General features: G+C 40.5%; 19 protein-coding genes and 1 pseudogene. 9 read left to right on the forward strand and 11 right to left on the reverse strand.

Going from position 1 to position 19,199, the window contains the following annotated elements; translation table 11 throughout:
* Positions 1–55: 55 nt before the first annotated feature.
* Positions 56–997 carry a M20/M25/M40 family metallo-hydrolase gene (locus tag ACZ8ZH_RS12140; protein ID WP_119063523.1) on the reverse strand — a complete coding sequence of 314 codons (942 nt, stop codon included), beginning with the start codon at positions 995–997 and terminating at the stop codon, positions 56–58.
* 146 nt (positions 998–1,143) lie between these two features.
* Between ACZ8ZH_RS12140 and rlmH the strand changes: the two genes are divergently transcribed.
* The 3 genes from rlmH (at position 1,144) to ACZ8ZH_RS12155 (ending at position 3,431) form a co-directional block, all read left to right on the forward strand.
* On the forward strand, positions 1,144–1,626 hold the full coding sequence (gene rlmH / locus ACZ8ZH_RS12145; RefSeq protein WP_086208422.1) for a 23S rRNA (pseudouridine(1915)-N(3))-methyltransferase RlmH: 483 nt from the start codon (positions 1,144–1,146) through the stop codon (positions 1,624–1,626).
* A gap of 107 nt (positions 1,627–1,733) precedes the next feature.
* Complete coding sequence (locus tag ACZ8ZH_RS12150; protein ID WP_086208423.1) at positions 1,734–2,510, forward strand: dioxygenase family protein; 777 nt, start codon at positions 1,734–1,736, stop codon at positions 2,508–2,510.
* Between the two features lie 141 nt (positions 2,511–2,651).
* On the forward strand, positions 2,652–3,431 hold the full coding sequence (locus ACZ8ZH_RS12155; RefSeq protein ID WP_086208882.1) for an META and DUF4377 domain-containing protein: 780 nt from the start codon (positions 2,652–2,654) through the stop codon (positions 3,429–3,431).
* A gap of 74 nt (positions 3,432–3,505) precedes the next feature.
* On the opposite strand, the pseudogene gdhA reads toward ACZ8ZH_RS12155, so the two are convergent.
* A pseudogene (gdhA, locus tag ACZ8ZH_RS12160) lies at positions 3,506–4,848 on the reverse strand (NADP-specific glutamate dehydrogenase).
* A gap of 347 nt (positions 4,849–5,195) precedes the next feature.
* Between gdhA and ACZ8ZH_RS12165 the strand changes: the two are divergent.
* Entirely contained in the window at positions 5,196–5,990 is a 795-nt protein-coding gene (locus ACZ8ZH_RS12165; protein WP_110975656.1) for an RnfABCDGE type electron transport complex subunit B, read from the forward strand.
* A gap of 3 nt (positions 5,991–5,993) precedes the next feature.
* Complete coding sequence (gene nth, locus ACZ8ZH_RS12170; RefSeq protein WP_086208426.1) at positions 5,994–6,707, forward strand: endonuclease III; 714 nt, start codon at positions 5,994–5,996, stop codon at positions 6,705–6,707.
* A 10-nt stretch (positions 6,708–6,717) separates the two neighbouring features.
* Here the strand turns inward: nth and ACZ8ZH_RS12175 are convergent, their stop codons facing one another.
* The 4 genes from ACZ8ZH_RS12175 to ACZ8ZH_RS12190 all read right to left on the reverse strand — a co-directional run bounded on the left by ACZ8ZH_RS12175 (position 6,718) and on the right by ACZ8ZH_RS12190 (position 9,633).
* Entirely contained in the window at positions 6,718–6,915 is a 198-nt protein-coding gene (locus ACZ8ZH_RS12175; RefSeq protein ID WP_086208427.1) for a hypothetical protein, read from the reverse strand.
* Between the two features lie 82 nt (positions 6,916–6,997).
* On the reverse strand, positions 6,998–7,657 hold the full coding sequence (adk, locus tag ACZ8ZH_RS12180; RefSeq protein ID WP_086208428.1) for an adenylate kinase: 660 nt from the start codon (positions 7,655–7,657) through the stop codon (positions 6,998–7,000).
* 77 nt (positions 7,658–7,734) lie between these two features.
* On the reverse strand, positions 7,735–9,051 hold the full coding sequence (locus ACZ8ZH_RS12185; RefSeq protein WP_086208429.1) for a DUF445 domain-containing protein: 1,317 nt from the start codon (positions 9,049–9,051) through the stop codon (positions 7,735–7,737).
* 63 nt (positions 9,052–9,114) lie between these two features.
* Positions 9,115–9,633, reverse strand: coding sequence for a hypothetical protein (locus ACZ8ZH_RS12190; protein ID WP_086208430.1), 519 nt, complete (start codon positions 9,631–9,633; stop codon positions 9,115–9,117).
* A gap of 240 nt (positions 9,634–9,873) precedes the next feature.
* Here ACZ8ZH_RS12190 and mrdA point away from each other — a divergent pair, with 240 nt between their 5' ends.
* The 4 genes from mrdA (at position 9,874) to ACZ8ZH_RS12210 (ending at position 13,824) form a co-directional block, all read left to right on the forward strand.
* A complete protein-coding gene (gene mrdA, locus ACZ8ZH_RS12195; RefSeq protein WP_086208431.1) occupies positions 9,874–11,916 on the forward strand; it encodes a penicillin-binding protein 2 in 2,043 nt (680 codons plus the stop codon).
* A 2-nt stretch (positions 11,917–11,918) separates the two neighbouring features.
* Positions 11,919–12,473, forward strand: a complete 555-nt coding sequence (gene rsmD / locus ACZ8ZH_RS12200; protein ID WP_119063525.1) for a 16S rRNA (guanine(966)-N(2))-methyltransferase RsmD — start codon at positions 11,919–11,921, stop codon at positions 12,471–12,473.
* A 114-nt stretch (positions 12,474–12,587) separates the two neighbouring features.
* Entirely contained in the window at positions 12,588–13,325 is a 738-nt protein-coding gene (locus tag ACZ8ZH_RS12205) for a sulfite exporter TauE/SafE family protein (protein WP_119063526.1), read from the forward strand.
* A 160-nt stretch (positions 13,326–13,485) separates the two neighbouring features.
* Positions 13,486–13,824 (forward strand): hypothetical protein, encoded by a 339-nt coding sequence (locus ACZ8ZH_RS12210; protein ID WP_119063527.1) that lies wholly within the window; start codon positions 13,486–13,488, stop codon positions 13,822–13,824.
* A 56-nt stretch (positions 13,825–13,880) separates the two neighbouring features.
* Here the strand turns inward: ACZ8ZH_RS12210 and ACZ8ZH_RS12215 are convergent, their stop codons facing one another.
* From ACZ8ZH_RS12215 to ACZ8ZH_RS12235, 5 genes are all read right to left on the reverse strand, one after another.
* Complete coding sequence (locus ACZ8ZH_RS12215) at positions 13,881–14,489, reverse strand: 1-acyl-sn-glycerol-3-phosphate acyltransferase (RefSeq protein WP_171264412.1); 609 nt, start codon at positions 14,487–14,489, stop codon at positions 13,881–13,883.
* A gap of 422 nt (positions 14,490–14,911) precedes the next feature.
* Entirely contained in the window at positions 14,912–16,546 is a 1,635-nt protein-coding gene (gene groL, locus ACZ8ZH_RS12220) for a chaperonin GroEL (RefSeq protein ID WP_086208436.1), read from the reverse strand.
* A gap of 67 nt (positions 16,547–16,613) precedes the next feature.
* Positions 16,614–16,904, reverse strand: coding sequence for a co-chaperone GroES (locus tag ACZ8ZH_RS12225; protein WP_010326285.1), 291 nt, complete (start codon positions 16,902–16,904; stop codon positions 16,614–16,616).
* A gap of 194 nt (positions 16,905–17,098) precedes the next feature.
* Positions 17,099–17,875 (reverse strand): metallophosphoesterase family protein, encoded by a 777-nt coding sequence (locus ACZ8ZH_RS12230; protein WP_119063528.1) that lies wholly within the window; start codon positions 17,873–17,875, stop codon positions 17,099–17,101.
* Positions 17,872–18,795 (reverse strand): diacylglycerol/lipid kinase family protein, encoded by a 924-nt coding sequence (locus ACZ8ZH_RS12235; RefSeq protein WP_086208438.1) that lies wholly within the window; start codon positions 18,793–18,795, stop codon positions 17,872–17,874. The genes ACZ8ZH_RS12230 and ACZ8ZH_RS12235 overlap by 4 nt, the downstream gene beginning before the upstream one ends.
* Between the last annotated feature and the right edge of the window lie 404 nt (positions 18,796–19,199).

Raw genomic sequence — 19,199 nt, forward strand, 5'->3', positions numbered from 1 at the left:
TTTTATCGCAGTTCTCACTACTTGGGAACTGCGTTTTTTATTGTTTAATGATCCATTAAGGTTTCAATAAATGCTGCACCAGCCCGTCAATCACATTGGTCATTTTAGTTAAATTTAATGTGGCTAAACGATCTGTTTTGGCGTGATAATGAGCATTTCGATAAAAAGCAGTATCCGTAATCATCACTGCTGGAATATCAAACTCCCAATAATTCAAATGATCTGAAAAATCGAAAGCATTGGCAAAGCTTGGTGCAACCAAACGCTGACATTCCAGTTGATTCAACTCCTGCATCGCAGCACAGTAGCCTGTACCTAAATCACGTGAACTGACATTACTCACGGTTGCAATAAAATTACCATGGGTTGGATAAATCCATTTTAAACCCACTGGATAGTTCTGAATCGGCTGCTCGCTAAAGAAACCAATCATGTCTAAAATATACACCCCTTTAATCTTCTCTTTGTGAGCTTGGACTGACTTCGCGTGGACATAACTCCCCATTTGCTGAGTTTTAGAAAATGGAGGCTCTTCCAGACTATAAAAAACGAACTCTACATTATTAGGTAGTTTAGACTTTTGCTCTGCCAAAATCCGTGCAGTTTCAATTACACCAGCAACACCAGAGGCATTGTCATCGGCGCCATCTTGCTCACCAAAGACGTCATAATGTGCCCCAACAATCACACGGTCTGCACGTCCGACGTTTAAACTACAAACTACATTTCGGTAGATTTGCTGATTGGCCGTAAAGTTTTGATATTGGCATGGCACACCCAACAAGCGCATCTGTTCTTTAATCCATGCAGAGACACGATTCAGCTCGTCGAGATTTTTATAATTACGTGCTTTGCCCTGACCAATCACCTGCTCCAAATAGACCTGTAAGTTTTGTTCATCAGCCATTTTGACGTTGCTTGCGAATACCTCCCCTGTGAAAGTACCCAGTACAACAATCAACAAAAAAGCCTGCTTTTTTAAAATTTTGAGCCACATTGTTATTATTCCAAGTATTTCTTATTCCACTCATTTGTTGAATTAAGCAACATTGGCTCAATGAATTCAATTGCATTTTGTTTCGTCTCACTGCAAAGCCATACTTTCACCGTTATAATAAATCGTCTCCATATACATACTTCATTATGAAAATCCGTATTCTGACCATTGGTCAAAAAATGCCAGCGTGGGTGCTCACTGGTTTTGAAGATTATTTTAAACGTATTCAGCCTTTTGTTCAGACACAAATTATTGAACTGCCAATGGCAAAGCGTGGCAAAAATGACTCGGAAGCAGATATTTTGAAGTATCGCCAAATTGAAGGCGATAGCATCTTGAATGCCATGAAAAGCAATGAAGTCTTGATTGCTTTAGAGGTTGGAGGACGCGAGTTTAGTACCGAAAAACTGGCTGAAACCATGAAAGGATGGATGCTTGAGGGTAATGATATTGTACTTGCTATTGGCGGACCTGATGGCCATTCTGAAGCAGTACGTAAAGCGGCTGCTTGGCATTGGTCATTATCTAAACTCACTTTGCCCCACCCCATGGTTCGCGTAATGCTAATTGAACAGCTATATCGTGCGATGAGCATCAACCATAATCATCCTTATCATCGGGCAGGTTAGGTCAATTTCCGTTCTATTTTCAGAACAATACGTTGATGTTTTTCACATTACTGAAATGAGCAGAATCTGACACAATTGTTTTCATCTTCCTTTATTAGGCTTTCACAATGAACTTACAAACGCTCCCCGGCTTATTCATTTCTCATGGCTCCCCCATGCTTGCGTTGAATCCTGAGCAAGTTGGGCCTGCGTTACACCGTTTAAGCCTAAACCTACCAAAGCCACAAGCCATCGTTATTATGTCTGCACACTGGGAAAGTAACGCACTAGAAGTAAGTACAGGTATACGTCCTGAGACATGGCACGATTTCCGCGGCTTTCCTGCTGAACTTTATGACATTCGCTACCCTGCCCCAGGTCAACCCCAGCTCGCTGAAGAAATCTTAAATTTGTTGGCAGAAGCAAATTTTTCAGCACATGCGAATGGCACCCGTCCGCGGGATCATGGCGTTTGGATGCCTTTACTACATATGTATCCTGATGCTGACATTCCTGTGGTAGAGATTTCTCTGCCAATGAACTTATCAGCCCAAGAGATTTATAGAATTGGACAAACGCTTGCGCCACTTCGTGAGCAGCAGGTATTACTGATTGGTTCTGGAAGTATCACACATAACTTAGCTGAGCTGTCTTGGCATGGCCAATCCCAAGCGGTACCTGAATGGGCATCGACATTTCGGAACCATGTGGTCGCAAAACTCAGTCATCAGGACTATGATGCGGTTTTAAACTGGGAATCTATTCCTTTTGTCCGTCGTAATCATCCAACTTTAGAACACTTTGCGCCCATATTTTTTGCGATGGGTACAGGGCATCGTTTTAATATTGTACATAGCAGCTTTACCATGGGTGCACTGGGTATGGACATTTATCGTTTCGACTAACACATAAATTTTAATTATAAATTAACAAAAAAATATTTATGGATACATTCTGAAACTGAAAAGAACTGAATGTATTCATTCTTTTAAAAAAGAAGATCGGATATTATGGATCTTGTTATTTTAAATCAAGAACTTGTAACCATGAAATTAAAATATTTAGCGATTGCTCTTTTCCCACTCGCACTGGCCGCTTGCCAATCCTCTGATATCCAAAAAGTAGGAGATATCGCTGTGTCTGTACTCCAACAACAAAATGCAGATCAAACACTTGCAAACTACCATTGGAGCGCGAATACCACAGATGCGCCCAAGCCTTTGGTTTTAAACTTTGACAAAGCAGGTCGTCTAGGGATTGCAACCAGTTGTAACGGCATGGGGACTAGCTGGAAAGTTGAAAATAATCAAATCGTGACAGGTAACCTCATGGCAACACAAATGGCATGTGAACCGAAAGCCATGGCACAAGAAAAAGTCGTAGCCAACCTATTTGACAACCGTAAAGTGCCTTTCGTTTTAAATCTCAATGATCCTGAAGCACCAACATTAACAGTGATCTCTGCGAATGGTGAAAAAATTGTTTTCACAGGCAAGCAAACAGCTGAATCGAAATATCAAAGTCAAGGTGAAACTGTTTTCTTAGAAATCTCACCAGAGACCAAAACATGTTCTACAGGCGTTGCTCGTATGGAGTGCCTACAAGTTCGTGAACTTAAATATGCTGAAAATGGGGTAAAAACCCAAGTCGATAAAGACTGGACATTATTTTATAACCATATTGATGGTTTCACGCATAACCCGAAAGAGCGTCAGATTGTACGTGTGAAGCGTTATGAAATTCAAAACCCTGCGGCTGACCAATCCAAATATGCTTATGTGCAAGACATGATCATTGAACGTGAAGCGGTAAAAGGCTCATTGTAATCGTTCAATGACCTAGAAAAAAACCGAGGCTATACCTCGGTTTTTTCTTGAGTATTGATCTAAGTGTATATAACTTAGAATACGCCTTGAGCAAGCATTGCATCGGCCACTTTTACAAAACCTGCAATGTTGGCACCATTAACATAGTTCACAGAGCCATCTTCTTGTGTACCGTATTTCACACAGTTACGGTGAATTTCTTTCATGATCGCATGTAAACGCTCATCAACTTCTTCAAACGTCCAACCCAAACGTAAAGCATTTTGTGACATTTCTAGGCCAGAAGTTGCAACACCACCCGCATTCGAAGCCTTACCTGGTGCATATAAAATTTTCGCTTGAACGAACTTTTCTACCGCATCTAAAGTTGAAGGCATATTTGCCCCTTCAGCTACACAAATCACACCATTTGCAAGTAGCGCTTCTGCATCGGCCTGATCTAACTCATTTTGAGTTGCACATGGCAAAGCGATATCACATGGAATAGACCAAGGGCGCTGACCTTCTAAGTATTCAAAACCATGCTTAGAAGCAAACTCAGAGATACGACCACGTTTTACATTTTTTAGTTCCATCACTTCAGCAAGTAGCGCGTCAGTAAAGCCATTTTTGACATATACTGTACCTGCTGAATCGGACAATGAAACGACTTTTGCACCTAAATACATTGCTTTTTCAGCAGCATACTGTGCCACATTCCCTGAACCAGAAATGGTAACCGTTTTAGCTTGAAAGCTATCACCGCGAGTTTTCAGCATTTCTTCCGCAAAATACACTGTGCCATAACCTGTTGCTTCAGGACGAGCCAAAGAACCACCAAAACTTAAACCTTTGCCTGTAAACACACATGAAGTGTCATTGCTCAGCTTCTTCATCATGCCAGTCATATAACCCACTTCACGCCCCCCCACGCCAATATCACCCGCAGGGATATCTGTATTTGAACCAAGGTGGCGATACAACTCAATAATCAGCGCTTGGCAAAAACGCATGATTTCACCTTCAGACTTGCCCTTAGGGTCGAAGTCTGACCCCCTTTACCCCCGCCCATAGGTAGTGTGGTGAGTGCATTTTTAAAAGTCTGTTCAAAACCCAAGAACTTAAGAATAGACAAATTCACCGATGGATGAAAACGCATACCACCTTTAAATGGACCAATTGCCGAGTTGTACTGAACGCGGAAAGCACGGTTAACATGTGTTTGACCTTGATCATCTACCCATGAAACGCGGAATTGAATTGCACGTTCTGGTTCTACTAAACGCTCTAGCAAACCGTGATCTGCATAACGAGGATTTTTTGCAATGAACGGCCAAAGGCTGGTCATGACTTCCTCTACCGCTTGTAGAAATTCAGGTTGATGTGTATCACGTGTTTTCACGTAATCTAAAAACTCATTAAGGCTGTTATATTTCAACGCTTAATCCTCAGCAAAAAAATGGATCAAAATTGGTCAAATTTTATAAACAATGTTAAATTTTGGCGCAAACAATTAAATATCTTTTCCCAACAATTCACAACATATTTATTCAAAAAAACATATTTATCATTTATATAACAATTATTTATATTAAATATGCCTTAAAACTGGTTATAAAAAACACCAATGAAAACACAGATTTAAAATCATTTTATGCGCAAAAAAGATGCAATAAATGAACCATTTTAGAACATAAGATTATTCAAAAAAAACATGGTAAAATTCAGCATCTACTTAAATTGTCCTAGTATCTCTGCACATACAGTTGCAGGGTCGGTTTACGCATGAACTCGCACATTTCACTTATCCAAAATATAGATGCCCTCCTTCCCCAAACCCAATGCGGGCTCTGTGGACATCGTGATGGTTGCTTGCCTTATGCTAAAGCCATCAGTGAAGGTGAGGCTGCCAATAAATGCGTCCCAGGTGGACAGCCTGTAGCAGATGCATTGGCTCAGTTGCTTAATCGGCCAAAATTCATCGCAGAAGAAAGTGTTTGGCCTATTCAGGCGGATGGCCGTCCGCAGAGAATGAAAGCCATCATTCGCGAGGATGAATGCATTGGCTGTACCAAATGTATTAGTGCCTGCCCAGTAGATGCAATCATTGGTTCTGGTAAACTCATGCACAGCATTTTGTCTGACCTATGCACAGGTTGTGAGCTATGTATTCCGCCCTGTCCTGTCGACTGTATTGACCTCATTCCAGATGCAGACGAAATACCGACCGAAATCTTGCGTAAAGCTGAGCAAGATGATCTAAGACAACGCTATTACGCACATATACAGCGTGAAGAAAAACAGCGTCTACACCGCAAAGGCCCAGTAGTTCGTGCTGAAATTGATACAGCGTTATTTGCCCAATTTTCAGCACAGAACGATGCAGTACCTGATATTCAGATCATTGAAAAAGAACCAGAAATGACGGTAAAACTCGATGCAAAATCCACCATTGAACTGGCGAAATTACGCGTACAAATCAAAAAACTAGAAAAGCAACTCAGCGTGCGTGAAGATACCAAAAAGCGTCTGTTGTTAGATGATTTAACCCAACAGCTTAATCAGTTACAGGAAGCTTAGAGCATGCTAACCACAAGCGGAAAACCTGTAAAAAACATGACCAAAAAGCAAATCCAAATCTTTTTTGAACGTTTACGAGCACAACGCCCAAACCCAAAAACTGAATTGAATTATTCAAGTCCTTTTGAGCTATTAGTGGCCGTGACCTTATCTGCTCAGGCAACGGATGTGAGTGTCAACAAAGCCACAGATAAACTCTTTCCAGTTGCCAACACACCTGAAACGATTTATGCCTTGGGTGTAGATGGTTTAAAAACCTATATTAAAACCATAGGCTTATATAATGCGAAGGCTGAAAATGTCATTAAAGCTTGTAAGATACTGATTGAAAAACATAATAGCATCGTGCCGAACAACCGTGCTGATTTGGAAGCTTTACCCGGTGTAGGGCGAAAAACAGCCAATGTGGTGTTAAATACTGCTTTTGGACAACCGACCATGGCGGTCGATACGCATATTTTTCGTTTAGGCAATCGTACAGGATTAGCGGTCGGCAAAAATGTGCTGGAAGTCGAACACCGTTTAGTGAAAGTCATACCGAAAGAATTTATTGTCGATTCACACCATTGGCTCATTTTACATGGTCGATACTGCTGTATCGCACGCAAACCGAAATGTCATGAGTGCATCGTTTCAGATGTATGTAACTGGCCAGATCGTTTTGAATTTGGTGCAGCACGCATTGCCACAAAAACGATAATAGAAGCTGAACATTAAAGTTCAGTTTTTATTTTTGATTGGATTTATCTTTTAAGTCTTGCTGCAACTTCGGATGCAACTGCCGTTCTGGTTGCTTATTCGACATTTTTTCTTGTTGACTGATATCGCGCAGCATTTTTGCGCTGATATAAAACAAACCTAATAACACCGCCACAGCAACAATAATTAAAACAATGATTCCAACTTGTGCCACACGCGACTCCATTTGAAAAGGATCAAGAAAAAGAGCCCTAATATGACTTAGAGCTCTTTCAATGTCAAAACATTGCCATGTTTATAACATGCAATTATTTGTCTTGATCAAGAATTGCAAACAAATCCGCTTGTACTTCGTCAATTGGACGTAAGCCATTCAGCTTGTCATAAGTTGGTGCATTTTCACCAGACGCTGCGCGACCTTGGTAGAAACCAACCAACTGTTCAGTTTCAGTATGGTATGAACCTAAACGTTTACGAATCGTTGCTTCTTGGTCATCTGGACGTTGTACCAATTCTTCACCAGTTTCGTCGTCTTTACCTTCCACTTTAGGTGGGTTGTAAACGATGTGATAAACACGACCCGATGCAGGGTGCTGACGGCGACCCGAAAGACGTTGTACAATTTCTTCGTCAGGAACATCAATTTCAATCACGTGATCAATGTTGATGCCTTCTTTTTCCAAAGCTTCAGCTTGCGGAATCGTACGAGGGAAACCATCAAAGATACAGCCATTTGCACAGTCAGGTTGCGCAATACGTTCTTTCACTAAACCAATGATCAGTTCATCAGATACAAGACCACCGTTGTCCATCACGCTTTTCGCCTGTAGACCGAGTTCAGTTCCTTCACGAATTGCAGCACGGAGCATATCACCGGTTGAAATTTGTGGGACATTGTAGCGCTTACAGATCAACTGAGCTTGTGTACCTTTACCTGCTCCAGGTGGTCCGAGTAAGATAATGCGCATAAAAAAACATCCTCATTTAAACAATGTATTTGACACTTTGTACATGTCGAAAAATTCGACATATTTTTAGCATCTAATTATAAGAAAGCCACAAACAAATGTATTGTACCCGCAATAAAGCCCGTTACCCCACCCAATAAAATCAAAATCCATTCGTCTTCCTGAAATGCAGGACGTAATAAGTTTTGAAATTCTTTCGGCGTTAGCTCTCGAATACGGTCTCTAAACATTTGATAGATTTTCTGTGCACGGCTCGCATTGAACGCTGGGTCGCATACAGGCACCATCGTAATTTCAATTGAACGATCAATCAAGTCCGTCTTCAGTTTTGCGTATTCACGTGGCCCCAAAGACAGTTGCAAAGATGTTCTCACCAATGGTGTTTCCATGATTTCATTAATATGACGTTTGACAATACGACGCGTCTTGTCTTTTTTATTGCCATACATCATTTCAGTCATGATGGATTTTAACGTAATCAGGTCTTCTGTGACTACACTTGCGAACACATCAGACACTTCTTCTTGGCGCTTCATAAATGCGCCTTGTACATTATAAGTCCCTATGCGTGGAATCACAGGCTTAATCCATGGAAACTTACGATTTTTTGTTAATTCAGTCAGTTGCAAGTATCGAACATAATGTGGCTCAATTGGGTTAAACACCATCCAAATCGCAATCCAGTTGGTTAAGAAGCCCCATACTGCAGCCCAAAATGGCACCGTCCAATGCCAAGGTACTACAAACCAAACAATCATTTGGAAGATACCAAAGAACATGCCGATGAGGGCACTAATATGCCAAATAAAGTTGATTTCTTTCTGACCCACTTTCAAGAACATACGAACCATCAATCTGCGGTCGCCTTCCATTTGGCTGACCACCATATCACGCATATCCACAAGTGACTCGACGTTCATGGTCAGTTCGGTCACTAATTCTCGGAGCACAGCTGGAAGTTGTTTATGTGCTTGCGCATAAATTCGACGTTTAATCGAATAAGGTAAATTTTCCCAAAGTACAGCATTGCGGTCAATCATGACTTCATCAATCAGATGCTCAAGTTCAAAACCGACTTGTTCACCAATGATCCGTGCCATATCCTCAGGATCCATTGCATCTAAAAATTCACGCAAAGAACCGAGCTTGGATAAAGTATTATCAGTAATAATGCCTGAAATACGCCCTGCCTTTCTGGGCACAATCCCCTGCCAACCGACAGGCAAAGGGCCAATATGGAAGCCCCAAAAGTTAATCGGATAAAAGACCATTTTCAGGGCCATCCAAACATGCGCCCATGTTACAAATGCAGTTACAGGGATAATACTGAGTACAGCCCAAAAATCGGGTCTATTCAAAAAGGTTTGCCACAACTGATTGACGTACTCAAGCATGCATAACTTCCATATTTAATTTTATTAACTGAATTATATAGCGTTTTAAAAAAGATATTGTGTCTATAAACCAAAGCTTAAAGTATAGGAAAATTGTAGTCTCGGTTCGGTTTCTACAATCACATCCCCCGATTTAGTTTCGAGTTTTTCCCCTGCACCAATCCCTACACTGAATGTACTGATTCGCTCAGGACTAAGTAACACATAAGCAAGATCTACACCACCACCAAGGCGAGCCTCATACTCTCCATCAACTTTTTTACTATCTATATGTCCTGCATAGACACCTAAATAATAGCCATTTTTATCTTTGCCAGTAAAATGAACTGGAAATCTAAAACCAACCTGACCACCCACTGGGTAGTCATCATTCATAAATACCCCAGCTTTTGCATAAGCAATCCCATAAGGATTTACCCATTCTACGTTAGTGTGCAGTAGTTTCTGCGTTACACCTGCTCCCACATTCCATGTTTGAGCACTATCTGTAGGAATTTTTGCTTCTGGCAAAAACGAATTATCTTGAGCGTAGGCTACGTTTGCACAGGCAACAAGTGCCAACACTGGATAAATTCTTGTCATTATTGTCACCATTATCCGTAATGTTATTTTAGTAATTGGTCCCTTTTTATCGGATTTTGACTGTATCAGAAATTAGAAAACACTTATATACAGGAATTTACATTTTTAATGTCTGTAAAGTCAAAGTTTAGTCAAAATGAAAAGCAGAACAGGTGATAACAAATATCAAAACAGGGAGACATGCGTTAGAATAGCGCGCAGGTATATTCCTCTTTATCCATGTGTCTAAGTCGATTTGGTATGAAACAGCACTTTCCTTTAAAAAACGTTCAACAAGAAAAGCGCATTTTTCGAAATCGTACCTTTATTTCCATGGGTATTGTGATCTTTTTCTTACTGATTTTAGTCTCCCGCTATGCGTATTTACAGCTGGTACAGTACGATGAATTTTCCACCGCATCTGACCAAAACCGTATTCGGCTACAGCCTTTAGCCCCTGCCCGCGGCTATATTTATGACCGTAATGGTGTGCTCTTAGCCGACAACTATCCTGTTTTCACAGCCACTATGAGTCGTGCAGATGTTCCAGATATTGATAAGACAATTGAACGTCTAACGCCCATTTTAGAACTTAGCCAAGAAGATATTGACCGTTTTCAAAGTCGTATTAAAGCATCACGTAAAACTGAGCGTGTTTCGATTAAACTCAATTTGAATGAAAACGATATTGCACGTTTTAGTGAAGTCAAATATCAATTTCCAGGGGTAAACATCGAAACTCAAATGACACGTTACTATCCACATGGCGAGCTATTTGCTCATGTGATTGGTTATGTGGGACGTATTAACGATAAAGAATTAAAAAGTATCAATAAAGACTTATATGCGGGCACTAACCTGATTGGTAAAATTGGGGTAGAAAAATCCTATGAAGATTTGCTACATGGCGTTCCTGGAAACGAGTCTGTCGAAGCGGATGCTCACGGCAATGTATTACGACATTTAGGTCGCAAAGAGCCAATTCGTGGCAACGATTTATACCTGTCACTCGATTATGGCTTACAAGTCGTTGCGACAGAACAACTCGCAGGTCGTCGCGGTGCAATTGTGGCCATGGACCCACGTACAGGTGAAATCCTCGCCCTCGTATCAAGTCCTAGTTTTAACCCAAACCTGTTTGTGACAGGCATTAGCCATACCGACTATAGTGGTCTGCGAGACAACCTTGATCAACCCCTTTATAACCGTGCTGTACAAGGGGCTTATCCACCTGGTTCAACCATTAAACCGATGTTTGGTTTAGGTGGTATTCATTATGGCTTGATTGATTGGGGTACTGCTATTTCCGATCACGGCTATTTCACCCTGCCGGGAGATTCGCATAAATTCCGTGACTGGAAAAAGTCAGGACATGGCGTGGTCAATTTGCATAAAGCTCAAGTTGTTTCTTGCGATACCTTTTATTACATTCTGTCTTTCCGCATGGGCATTGAAAAAATGAACACATGGATGCGTCAGTTTGGTTTTGGTGAAAAAACAGGTGTTGATTTACCAAGTGAAAGCACAGGTCTTTATCCAAACCCTGAATGGAAAATGCGTACTCGCGATGCCAAGTGGCTTAAAGGTGAAACCATTTCTGTCAGTATTGGACAAGGTGCTTTTACCGCAACCCCCCTACAATTAGCCATGGCAACTGCCATTACTGCGAATCATGGTTCACATGTAATTCCACATGTTTTACAAACCAGTAAAGGCGCAAAACCACATAAAGACCTAAATGCACCTGATGGTCGAATTCAGTTCAATGGTACAGACGAAGACTGGGTAAAAATGCGTGATGCTATGGTCGATGTCGTGGAAACGGGTACAGGACGTGGTATTCGTACACCAATGTATAAAATTGCAGGTAAAACAGGTACCGCACAGGTTAAAAGTATTGCTCAAGGTAAACGTTATAACGAAGCACTTTTAACAGAACGTCAGCTCGACCATGGTTTATTTGTTGGCTTTGCGCCTGCGGAAAATCCAGAGATTGCAATTGCGGTCGTCTGGGAAAATGGACGTCACGGCGGATCAGCAGCTCAGCTAGCTCGCCCTGTGCTAGATTATTGGTTGCAAACTCGCCATAAAAATCCAATTCGTCCGCAAAACCATCAAATCAGTGGTGGACTCATGACAGCGGGGATTAAACCGGGTGAGTTGCCGAGTGACAGCACGCCACCCGCAGCAAATACAGCAGTAGCCCCACAAGGTCGTTCAGCAACCTCCGTACAAAGTACAACAGTAGCTCCGAACACTAACCATTCAGCTACTCCACCCCCTGCTACTGAAGAGCCAGACTAATTATGAAAAATCAACTTCGTATCATCGGGGGGGAATGGAAACGTCGCCAACTCCCTTTCGCCAATATTGAAGGTTTGCGCCCCACGCCTGATCGAGTCCGTGAAACTTTGTTTAATTGGCTTATGTGGGATGTGCAAAATACCAATGTTTTGGATATTTGTGCAGGTTCGGGTGCATTGGCATTCGAAGCTCTATCCCGTGGTGCTTCAAAAGTAGTGATGATTGAACCTGACCGCAGTCAAGCACAGTTTTTAACACAAAACTTAGAGCTCTTGAAAGTACCTAAGTCTCGTGCACAATTAAAAGTCTCAACAGCACAGCAAAGCTTGCCCAACCTAAAAGAACAGTTTGATTTGGTCTTTTTAGACCCGCCGTATAGCCTAGAGTTATGGGAACAATTGGCTCTCTTGGCTGACCCGCTGATTTCAAAGAATGGCTATATTTATATAGAAGCGGATCGTGAGTTAAATCTGCTAAGACTTCCAAGCTCCTGGGTTCAAGTAAAGAGCACCAAGGCTGGCACTGTACGTGCAGGCTTATTTCAAAAGACAGCATAAGCTACTAAAGCAAAGACATTTTATGTTTCGATATTTCAAAATTTTAGTAAAATCTATGTCGCTTTCGGCTGAACGAAATATCACTTACCCTATAAAATTTTCGGCATATATGCGATGACTTGGCTGGTCTTTATTTTAGGTGCAATGGTTGCTGGTTTTGTTCAGGGCTTAACGGGTTTTGCCTTTGCCTTAATTGCCATGTCATTTTGGGTATGGGTTTTAGCACCACAGCTAGCAGCACCATTAGTGGTTTTTGCTTCTGTATGGAGCCATCTTATCTCCTTAAAATCAGAATCATCTTTTCAGATCAATAAAAACCTTATTGCACCCTACGTTTTGGCTGGCATTTTAGGTGTTCCACTGGGAACCTATCTTTTAGATATTATTCAAGCGGATATGTTTAAGCTAATGCTTGGTATATTTTTAGTGCTTTGGTGTCCATTGATGCTCTTGAATCCACAAATTCGTTCTATTCAATCTTCAGGAAAATATGCCGACAGCTGTATTGGTTTTATTGGTGGCATACTCGGCGGTTTAGGCGGGTTTTGTGGCTCACTTCCTTCTGCTTGGGTCATGTTAAAAAATCTACCTAAAGAGCAGCAACGTTTTATTTTGAGACATTTTAATTTTGCGATCCAAGTATTCACACTATTTAGCTACCTACTTCGTGGAAATTTAAGCCTACAGCATTTACCCTATATGGGTATCTTGATTTTAAGTGTCAGTCTACCGGCCATGCTAGGTGCACGCTTATTTTATAAAATTTCTGAACGCCAATTTAAACAAATCGTACTGGGACTCTTATTTAGCTCAGGCTGTTTTTTATGTATCAGCTACCTTTTAAATCAGTAGCGGATTTTTAACATTTTATGACAAACGATCTAGACATTTAATTGTGTGCTTTCTGTCAAAATTGCCACTTCTTTAAGCAACTTACGATGTTTAAGCTTTCTCACTATTCACAAAAATTTATACAATAACGCCACTCTCAAAAACCATCTATTCAGCATATATGAAACCGTATTTTGCACTTTTTAGTCTTTGCTTTGTCAGTGCCTGCTCCATCAGCTCATCTAAAGAAATTAAACAAGCTGAAAAACTATTACAATATTTCGATTGTCAAAATATTGAACGTGACCAAACTGATCACAGCTCCATGACCAGTTTTCATGAACAAATACTTGCTAGCAGCAAACAAAAAGCCCAATCTTATGTAGAAAGCTATCAACATGGCGATAAAATCTTTGACCTGCCACTACCTGAAGTTATAGAAACCCAGCTACAAAACTACACTACAGCCTGTCAATCTTTAGGTGGCGTTTTACCGACCACGGCTCAAGACACACCTTAAAATTTTGGACAAATAAAAAGACAGCATGCGTGCTGTCTTTTTTGATTTATCACTGATTATGCTTCAATTTCTTGTTTCATAGAATCTGAATGATAACGCGTATCTACACTAAACTTCTGCGGAAATTTCGCTGAAATTTCAGCGTAAAATGCCATAATCTCTGCCATATCTTTCTCATAGTCACCCGTAGGGTAAACAATTTTACCGATCCCCGTTTTTTTCTTTGCATAATCCATATAAGCCAATGCAATCGGCACACCTGCACTTATCGCAACATGGTAAAAACCTGTTTTCCATTGCTCCTGCTTAGCACGTGTTCCTTCTGGGGTGACTAACATGACTAATTTAGGATGTTCTTTAAAAAGATCACTCATCAATTGCACCATGCTTGGACGTGGTTCACCTTCATGTTTTGGACGGCGGTCAATACCAATTCCCCCCATAGCACGGACAAAAGGGCCAAAAGGCAACTTCATATAACTGTCTTTTATCGTGATACGGACATTCACCCCTAAGGCTTTTAGTGCCAAACGCGCATAGAGTGCATCCCAATTACTGGTATGTGGCGCTGCAATCATGACACATTGATTGATATTCAAATCCCAATGATTATCAATCTGCCACCCCATTAAGGTTAAACTTTGTTCTGCAAGCTTCTCGAACACAAAAAACACCACATTGCTAAAATTCGCGCAGATTCTAGCAATGCTGAAGATCAAATACATCGGATTTAGATCAATAAAACAGCAATTAATCTATAAATGTATATTTTATTTAATTCCAAATATTTCAAAAAATATCAGTCCATCACAAATCATGTCTGAATAAATGTGAATAATATCGTTTTATTCGAGATAGCCCTTCTCTTAAAAGTAATCAAAAAATGATGCAATTGAACCTTTTTGCTGACAACCGTATTTAATTGATTGATTCAGACTTTATTGAAATAAATGTAATGCGATAAGAGGTAACGACCTAGCCAATCTGAGCTAAATGTTAAAATAATCAAGCTCCTGGAATAACTTACCCAAATAAAAAATCCCCGCGAAATGCAGGGATTTTTTGATTAGCAACGCTAGGCGAGTATTTACATCATGCCGCCCATACCACCCATGCCACCCATATCAGGCATTGCAGGCTTGTCTTCTGGAACGTCAGTAATCATACATTCTGTAGTCAACATTAAACCTGCGACAGATGCAGCATGTTCAAGTGCAGAACGTGTTACTTTCGCAGGGTCAAGAATACCCATTTCTAGCATGTCACCATACTCAGACGTTGCAGCGTTATAACCAAAGTTACCTTGACCATTTTTCACGGCATTGATCACAACTGAAGGCTCATCACCCGCATTGGCAACGATTTGACGAAGTGGTGCTTCAATCGCACGACGTAAAATGTTGATACCTACATTTTGATCATCGTTTGCACCTGTTACGCCATCAAGCGCAGCTGCAGCACGTACCAGTGCAACACCACCGCCAGCAACCACACCTTCTTCAACCGCAGCACGTGTTGCATGCAATGCATCATCTACACGGTCTTTTTTCTCTTTCATTTCAACTTCAGTCGCTGCGCCAATTTTGATCACAGCTACACCGCCTGCCAATTTAGCAACACGTTCTTGAAGTTTTTCTTTGTCGTATTCAGACGTCGACTCTTCAATTTGCGCACGGATTTGAGTGACACGTTCAGCAATTTGAGTTGCATCACCAGCACCATCAACAATCACAGTGTTTTCTTTAGATACTGTAATTTTGTGCGCAGTACCTAAGTCTTGAAGAGAAGCTTGCTCTAAAGTCATGCCCACTTCTTCAGAAATCACAGTCGCACCAGTCAAGATTGCAATATCTTGAAGCATTGCTTTACGACGGTCACCAAAACCTGGCGCTTTAACCGCACATACTTTAATAATGCCGCGCATGTTGTTGACAACCAGTGTAGCTAAAGCCTCACCTTCAACATCTTCAGCGATAATTAAAAGTGGTTTACCTGTTTTAGCAACGGCTTCAAGCACAGTAATCAATTCACGAATGTTGCTGATTTTTTTATCAACAAGAAGAATGAATGGATTTTCAAGTTCTGCTGTTAAGGTATCTTGTTTGTTTGCAAAGTACGGGCTGATATAACCACGGTCAAACTGCATACCTTCAACAACGTCCAAAGCATCTTCAAAGCCTGAACCTTCTTCAACGGTAATCACGCCTTCTTTGCCTACGCGTTCCATTGCTTGTGCAATGAGTTTACCTACAGTTTCGTCAGAGTTTGCAGAGATTGAACCCACTTGTTCAATCGCTTTAGTATCAGAAGCAGGTTTTGCTGTTGCTTTAATTTCGGCAACCAATGCTTTAACTGCAAGGTCAATACCACGTTTCAAGTCCATTGGGTTCATGCCCGCAGTTACAGACTTGATGCCTTCATTTAAAATTGCTTGAGCAAGTACAGTTGCAGTTGTTGTACCGTCACCCGCGATGTCATTGGTTTTAGAAGATACTTCACGAACCAATTGAGCGCCCATGTTCTCAAATTTGTCTTTTAGAGAAATTTCTTTCGCAACAGTTACACCATCTTTAGTGATGTGCGGTGCGCCGAAAGAACGGTCGATCACAACATTACGGCCTTTAGGGCCTAAAGTCACTTTTACAGCATCTGCAAGTACGTTTACGCCTGCAATCATTTTAGAACGTGCTGAATCACCAAATTTTACATCTTTAGCTGACATGCTTAACTCCAAATATTCTTAAATTTTAATCAATTGTATTGCTTAAACAGCAAATGACCGTTCCGAATTAACCTTCAAGAACTGCTAAAATATCAGACTCTTTCATTACTAGAAGCTCTTCGCCTTCAACCTTAACTTTAGTGCCTGCATAAGCACCGAACAGTACATTGTCGCCCACTTTTACGTCTAAAGCACGAACGCCATTGTCTGTGATTTTGCCATTACCTACTGCAATAATTTCACCTTGAGCTGGCTGTTCAGCAGCAGAAGTGCTCAAAATCAAACCGCCAGCAGTTTTAGTTTCTTTCTCTACGCGGCGAATCACAACGTTGTCATGTAAAGGACGAATTTTGCTCATTTCTAACTCCATAGACATTTTCAGAATGTCATTGATTACGATGTGAAGATGACTTCTTATTCCTAGGTCATCAACAAAATTTTGATATGACACTTTTGTGGGGATGGAAAAAAGGGCTTCAAGGGCAAATACAAAATATTTTTATATTTTTGCGCTCTTTTTAAACAAACCTAATCAAAGTTTAGACACACAAATCAATCTGAGATATTTTTCTGCATCAACTCGAAGCGATTTATTGCAGAATTAAAGCTCAAATGCTGCACACCTGCATTATTTAAAATAATATTTAGGCTATTCGGTCGTCCACCATGTAAACGATAAGATGTCGCTGTTCCAGCATGAATATCCAACACCGGATGTGATGCTCCAAGTTGATAAATCTGATTCAGATCATAGACTGCTGGATGATGCAAATGCCCATGCAAGAGTCCATTTAAACCCTGTTGACTCCATTGCTCCAGCGCAATACGACCAAGCATTGGACAGTCTTTCACACCATGACTATGGTCTGGTGGCGTATAAAAAGGTTGATGAGCGGCGATCAGCTTTATTTTGTGTGCAGGTGCTTGTTGTAATTTCAGGTCAATCTCTTGAATTTGGCTCAGTGAAATATGCCCCCGTGTGTGGTAACGCCTCCGAATACTGTTCACGCCTATGACATAAAAGTGTTCAGTTTCTAAGGTGTTTTCCATCCCCCCAAAAAACAGTTGATAACGTGCAAAGGGATTAAAAAAACGATTCCAAATATGGTACAGCGGGATATCATGATTTCCTGGCACCACCAAATACGGTAAATTCAAACTGTCTAAAAACTGCCGACAAGCATAAAACTGAATAAACCGTGCACGCTGGGTTAAATCACCACTGACCACTACAGCTTCAAAAGGATGTTCCTCACATAACAGATGAATAGCCTGCAAACAGGCTTCGCGTTCTGTGCCGAAATGTAAATCAGACAAATGTAAAATCATGCAGGAACCATGATATTCAGTGCATGTTTACGTACTGTAATTTTTAGAGGCGGTTTCATCATAATGATTTCACCATCTACGGCAACCGTAAGCTTGTTATGCTTTGAATGCACAATCACTTCATCTGCGGCAAAGCTATAAACATCGGAAGCCTGATCCAAATTGCCTTTAATCAGTTGCCACAAGGTTTTAAACAGTGTGCGTTTATCACTTTTTGCAACAACCACCCCTGCTACCTTTCCAGCTTCGGCAGCTTCTGCAATACGCAATTTCATTTCAGCCAATTGAAGCTGATTATTTCCAAAGAAAATCAATGGCGTTTTAACAGGATAAAGCTGCCCATCAACTTCAACCTCAAGTTTTAACTCTTTACGGTTACGAATAAGAACATCCAATGCCGAGGTATACGCATGCAATGGAAAACGTCCAAAATGCTGATTAAACTGTTCTCGCTTTTGAATAAATAAAGGATATAACCCTAAGCTGGCATTGTTCAGGTAAATGTGTTGATTGAGCTGTGCCACATGCACAGAACGCGTTTTCCCCGTGCCAATCACATGTGCCGCTTCTAATAAATCTAGCGGGATATTCAAGACCCGTGCGACATAGTTAAATGTACCTAAAGGCAATATTCCCATAGGAATATCAGTACCCATTAGCTTTGAAGCGACTGCATTTAATGTTCCGTCTCCACCTGCAGCAACCACAACACCTATATGTTCTGCTTGTCGATGACGTAATAAAACCTCTTGCATCATCTGATCAAAGTCCATGCACTCACTTAACTCAAATGACTGTATTTCAAAACCAGCAGTACTCAGATCGGCTAGCAGTTGTTCATACACTTCATCTTTATTTGTGGCATGAAAACCTGATTTTTTGTTATAAATAAGTGACAAAGGTTTTAACTGCTCAGACATCCCGCACTCTTCCATAAAGTAATTACTCTATTTTTGTCCAAAAATTCAACAGTTAACAGTTTGGTTATGTAAAAATCAAATGACGTTCATTTATTTAATCAATAATAAATCTCAATCACAAAATATTTATAAACCATTGTTTTTAATTTAAATATTTTAAATGAATAATACTCATAAATATAATAAATACATCAAATAAAGCAAGAAAATTAAAGTAAAATATTGTTTTTTAATAATTAAAATGAAATACCTTTACAAAATTGTTCATAATTTAGATACGGCTTTGGTCTTATTTTTTTTATCAAATTATGCTTTAATACAGCCACTTTTTTTTCATCTTTTCATCTCAGCAGTAAATCTATTGTTGAGATTGTACTTTGTACAACTGTGTACATATTTGAGAT

The sequence above is a fragment of the Acinetobacter sp. SW-226 genome, from assembly GCF_055632855.1.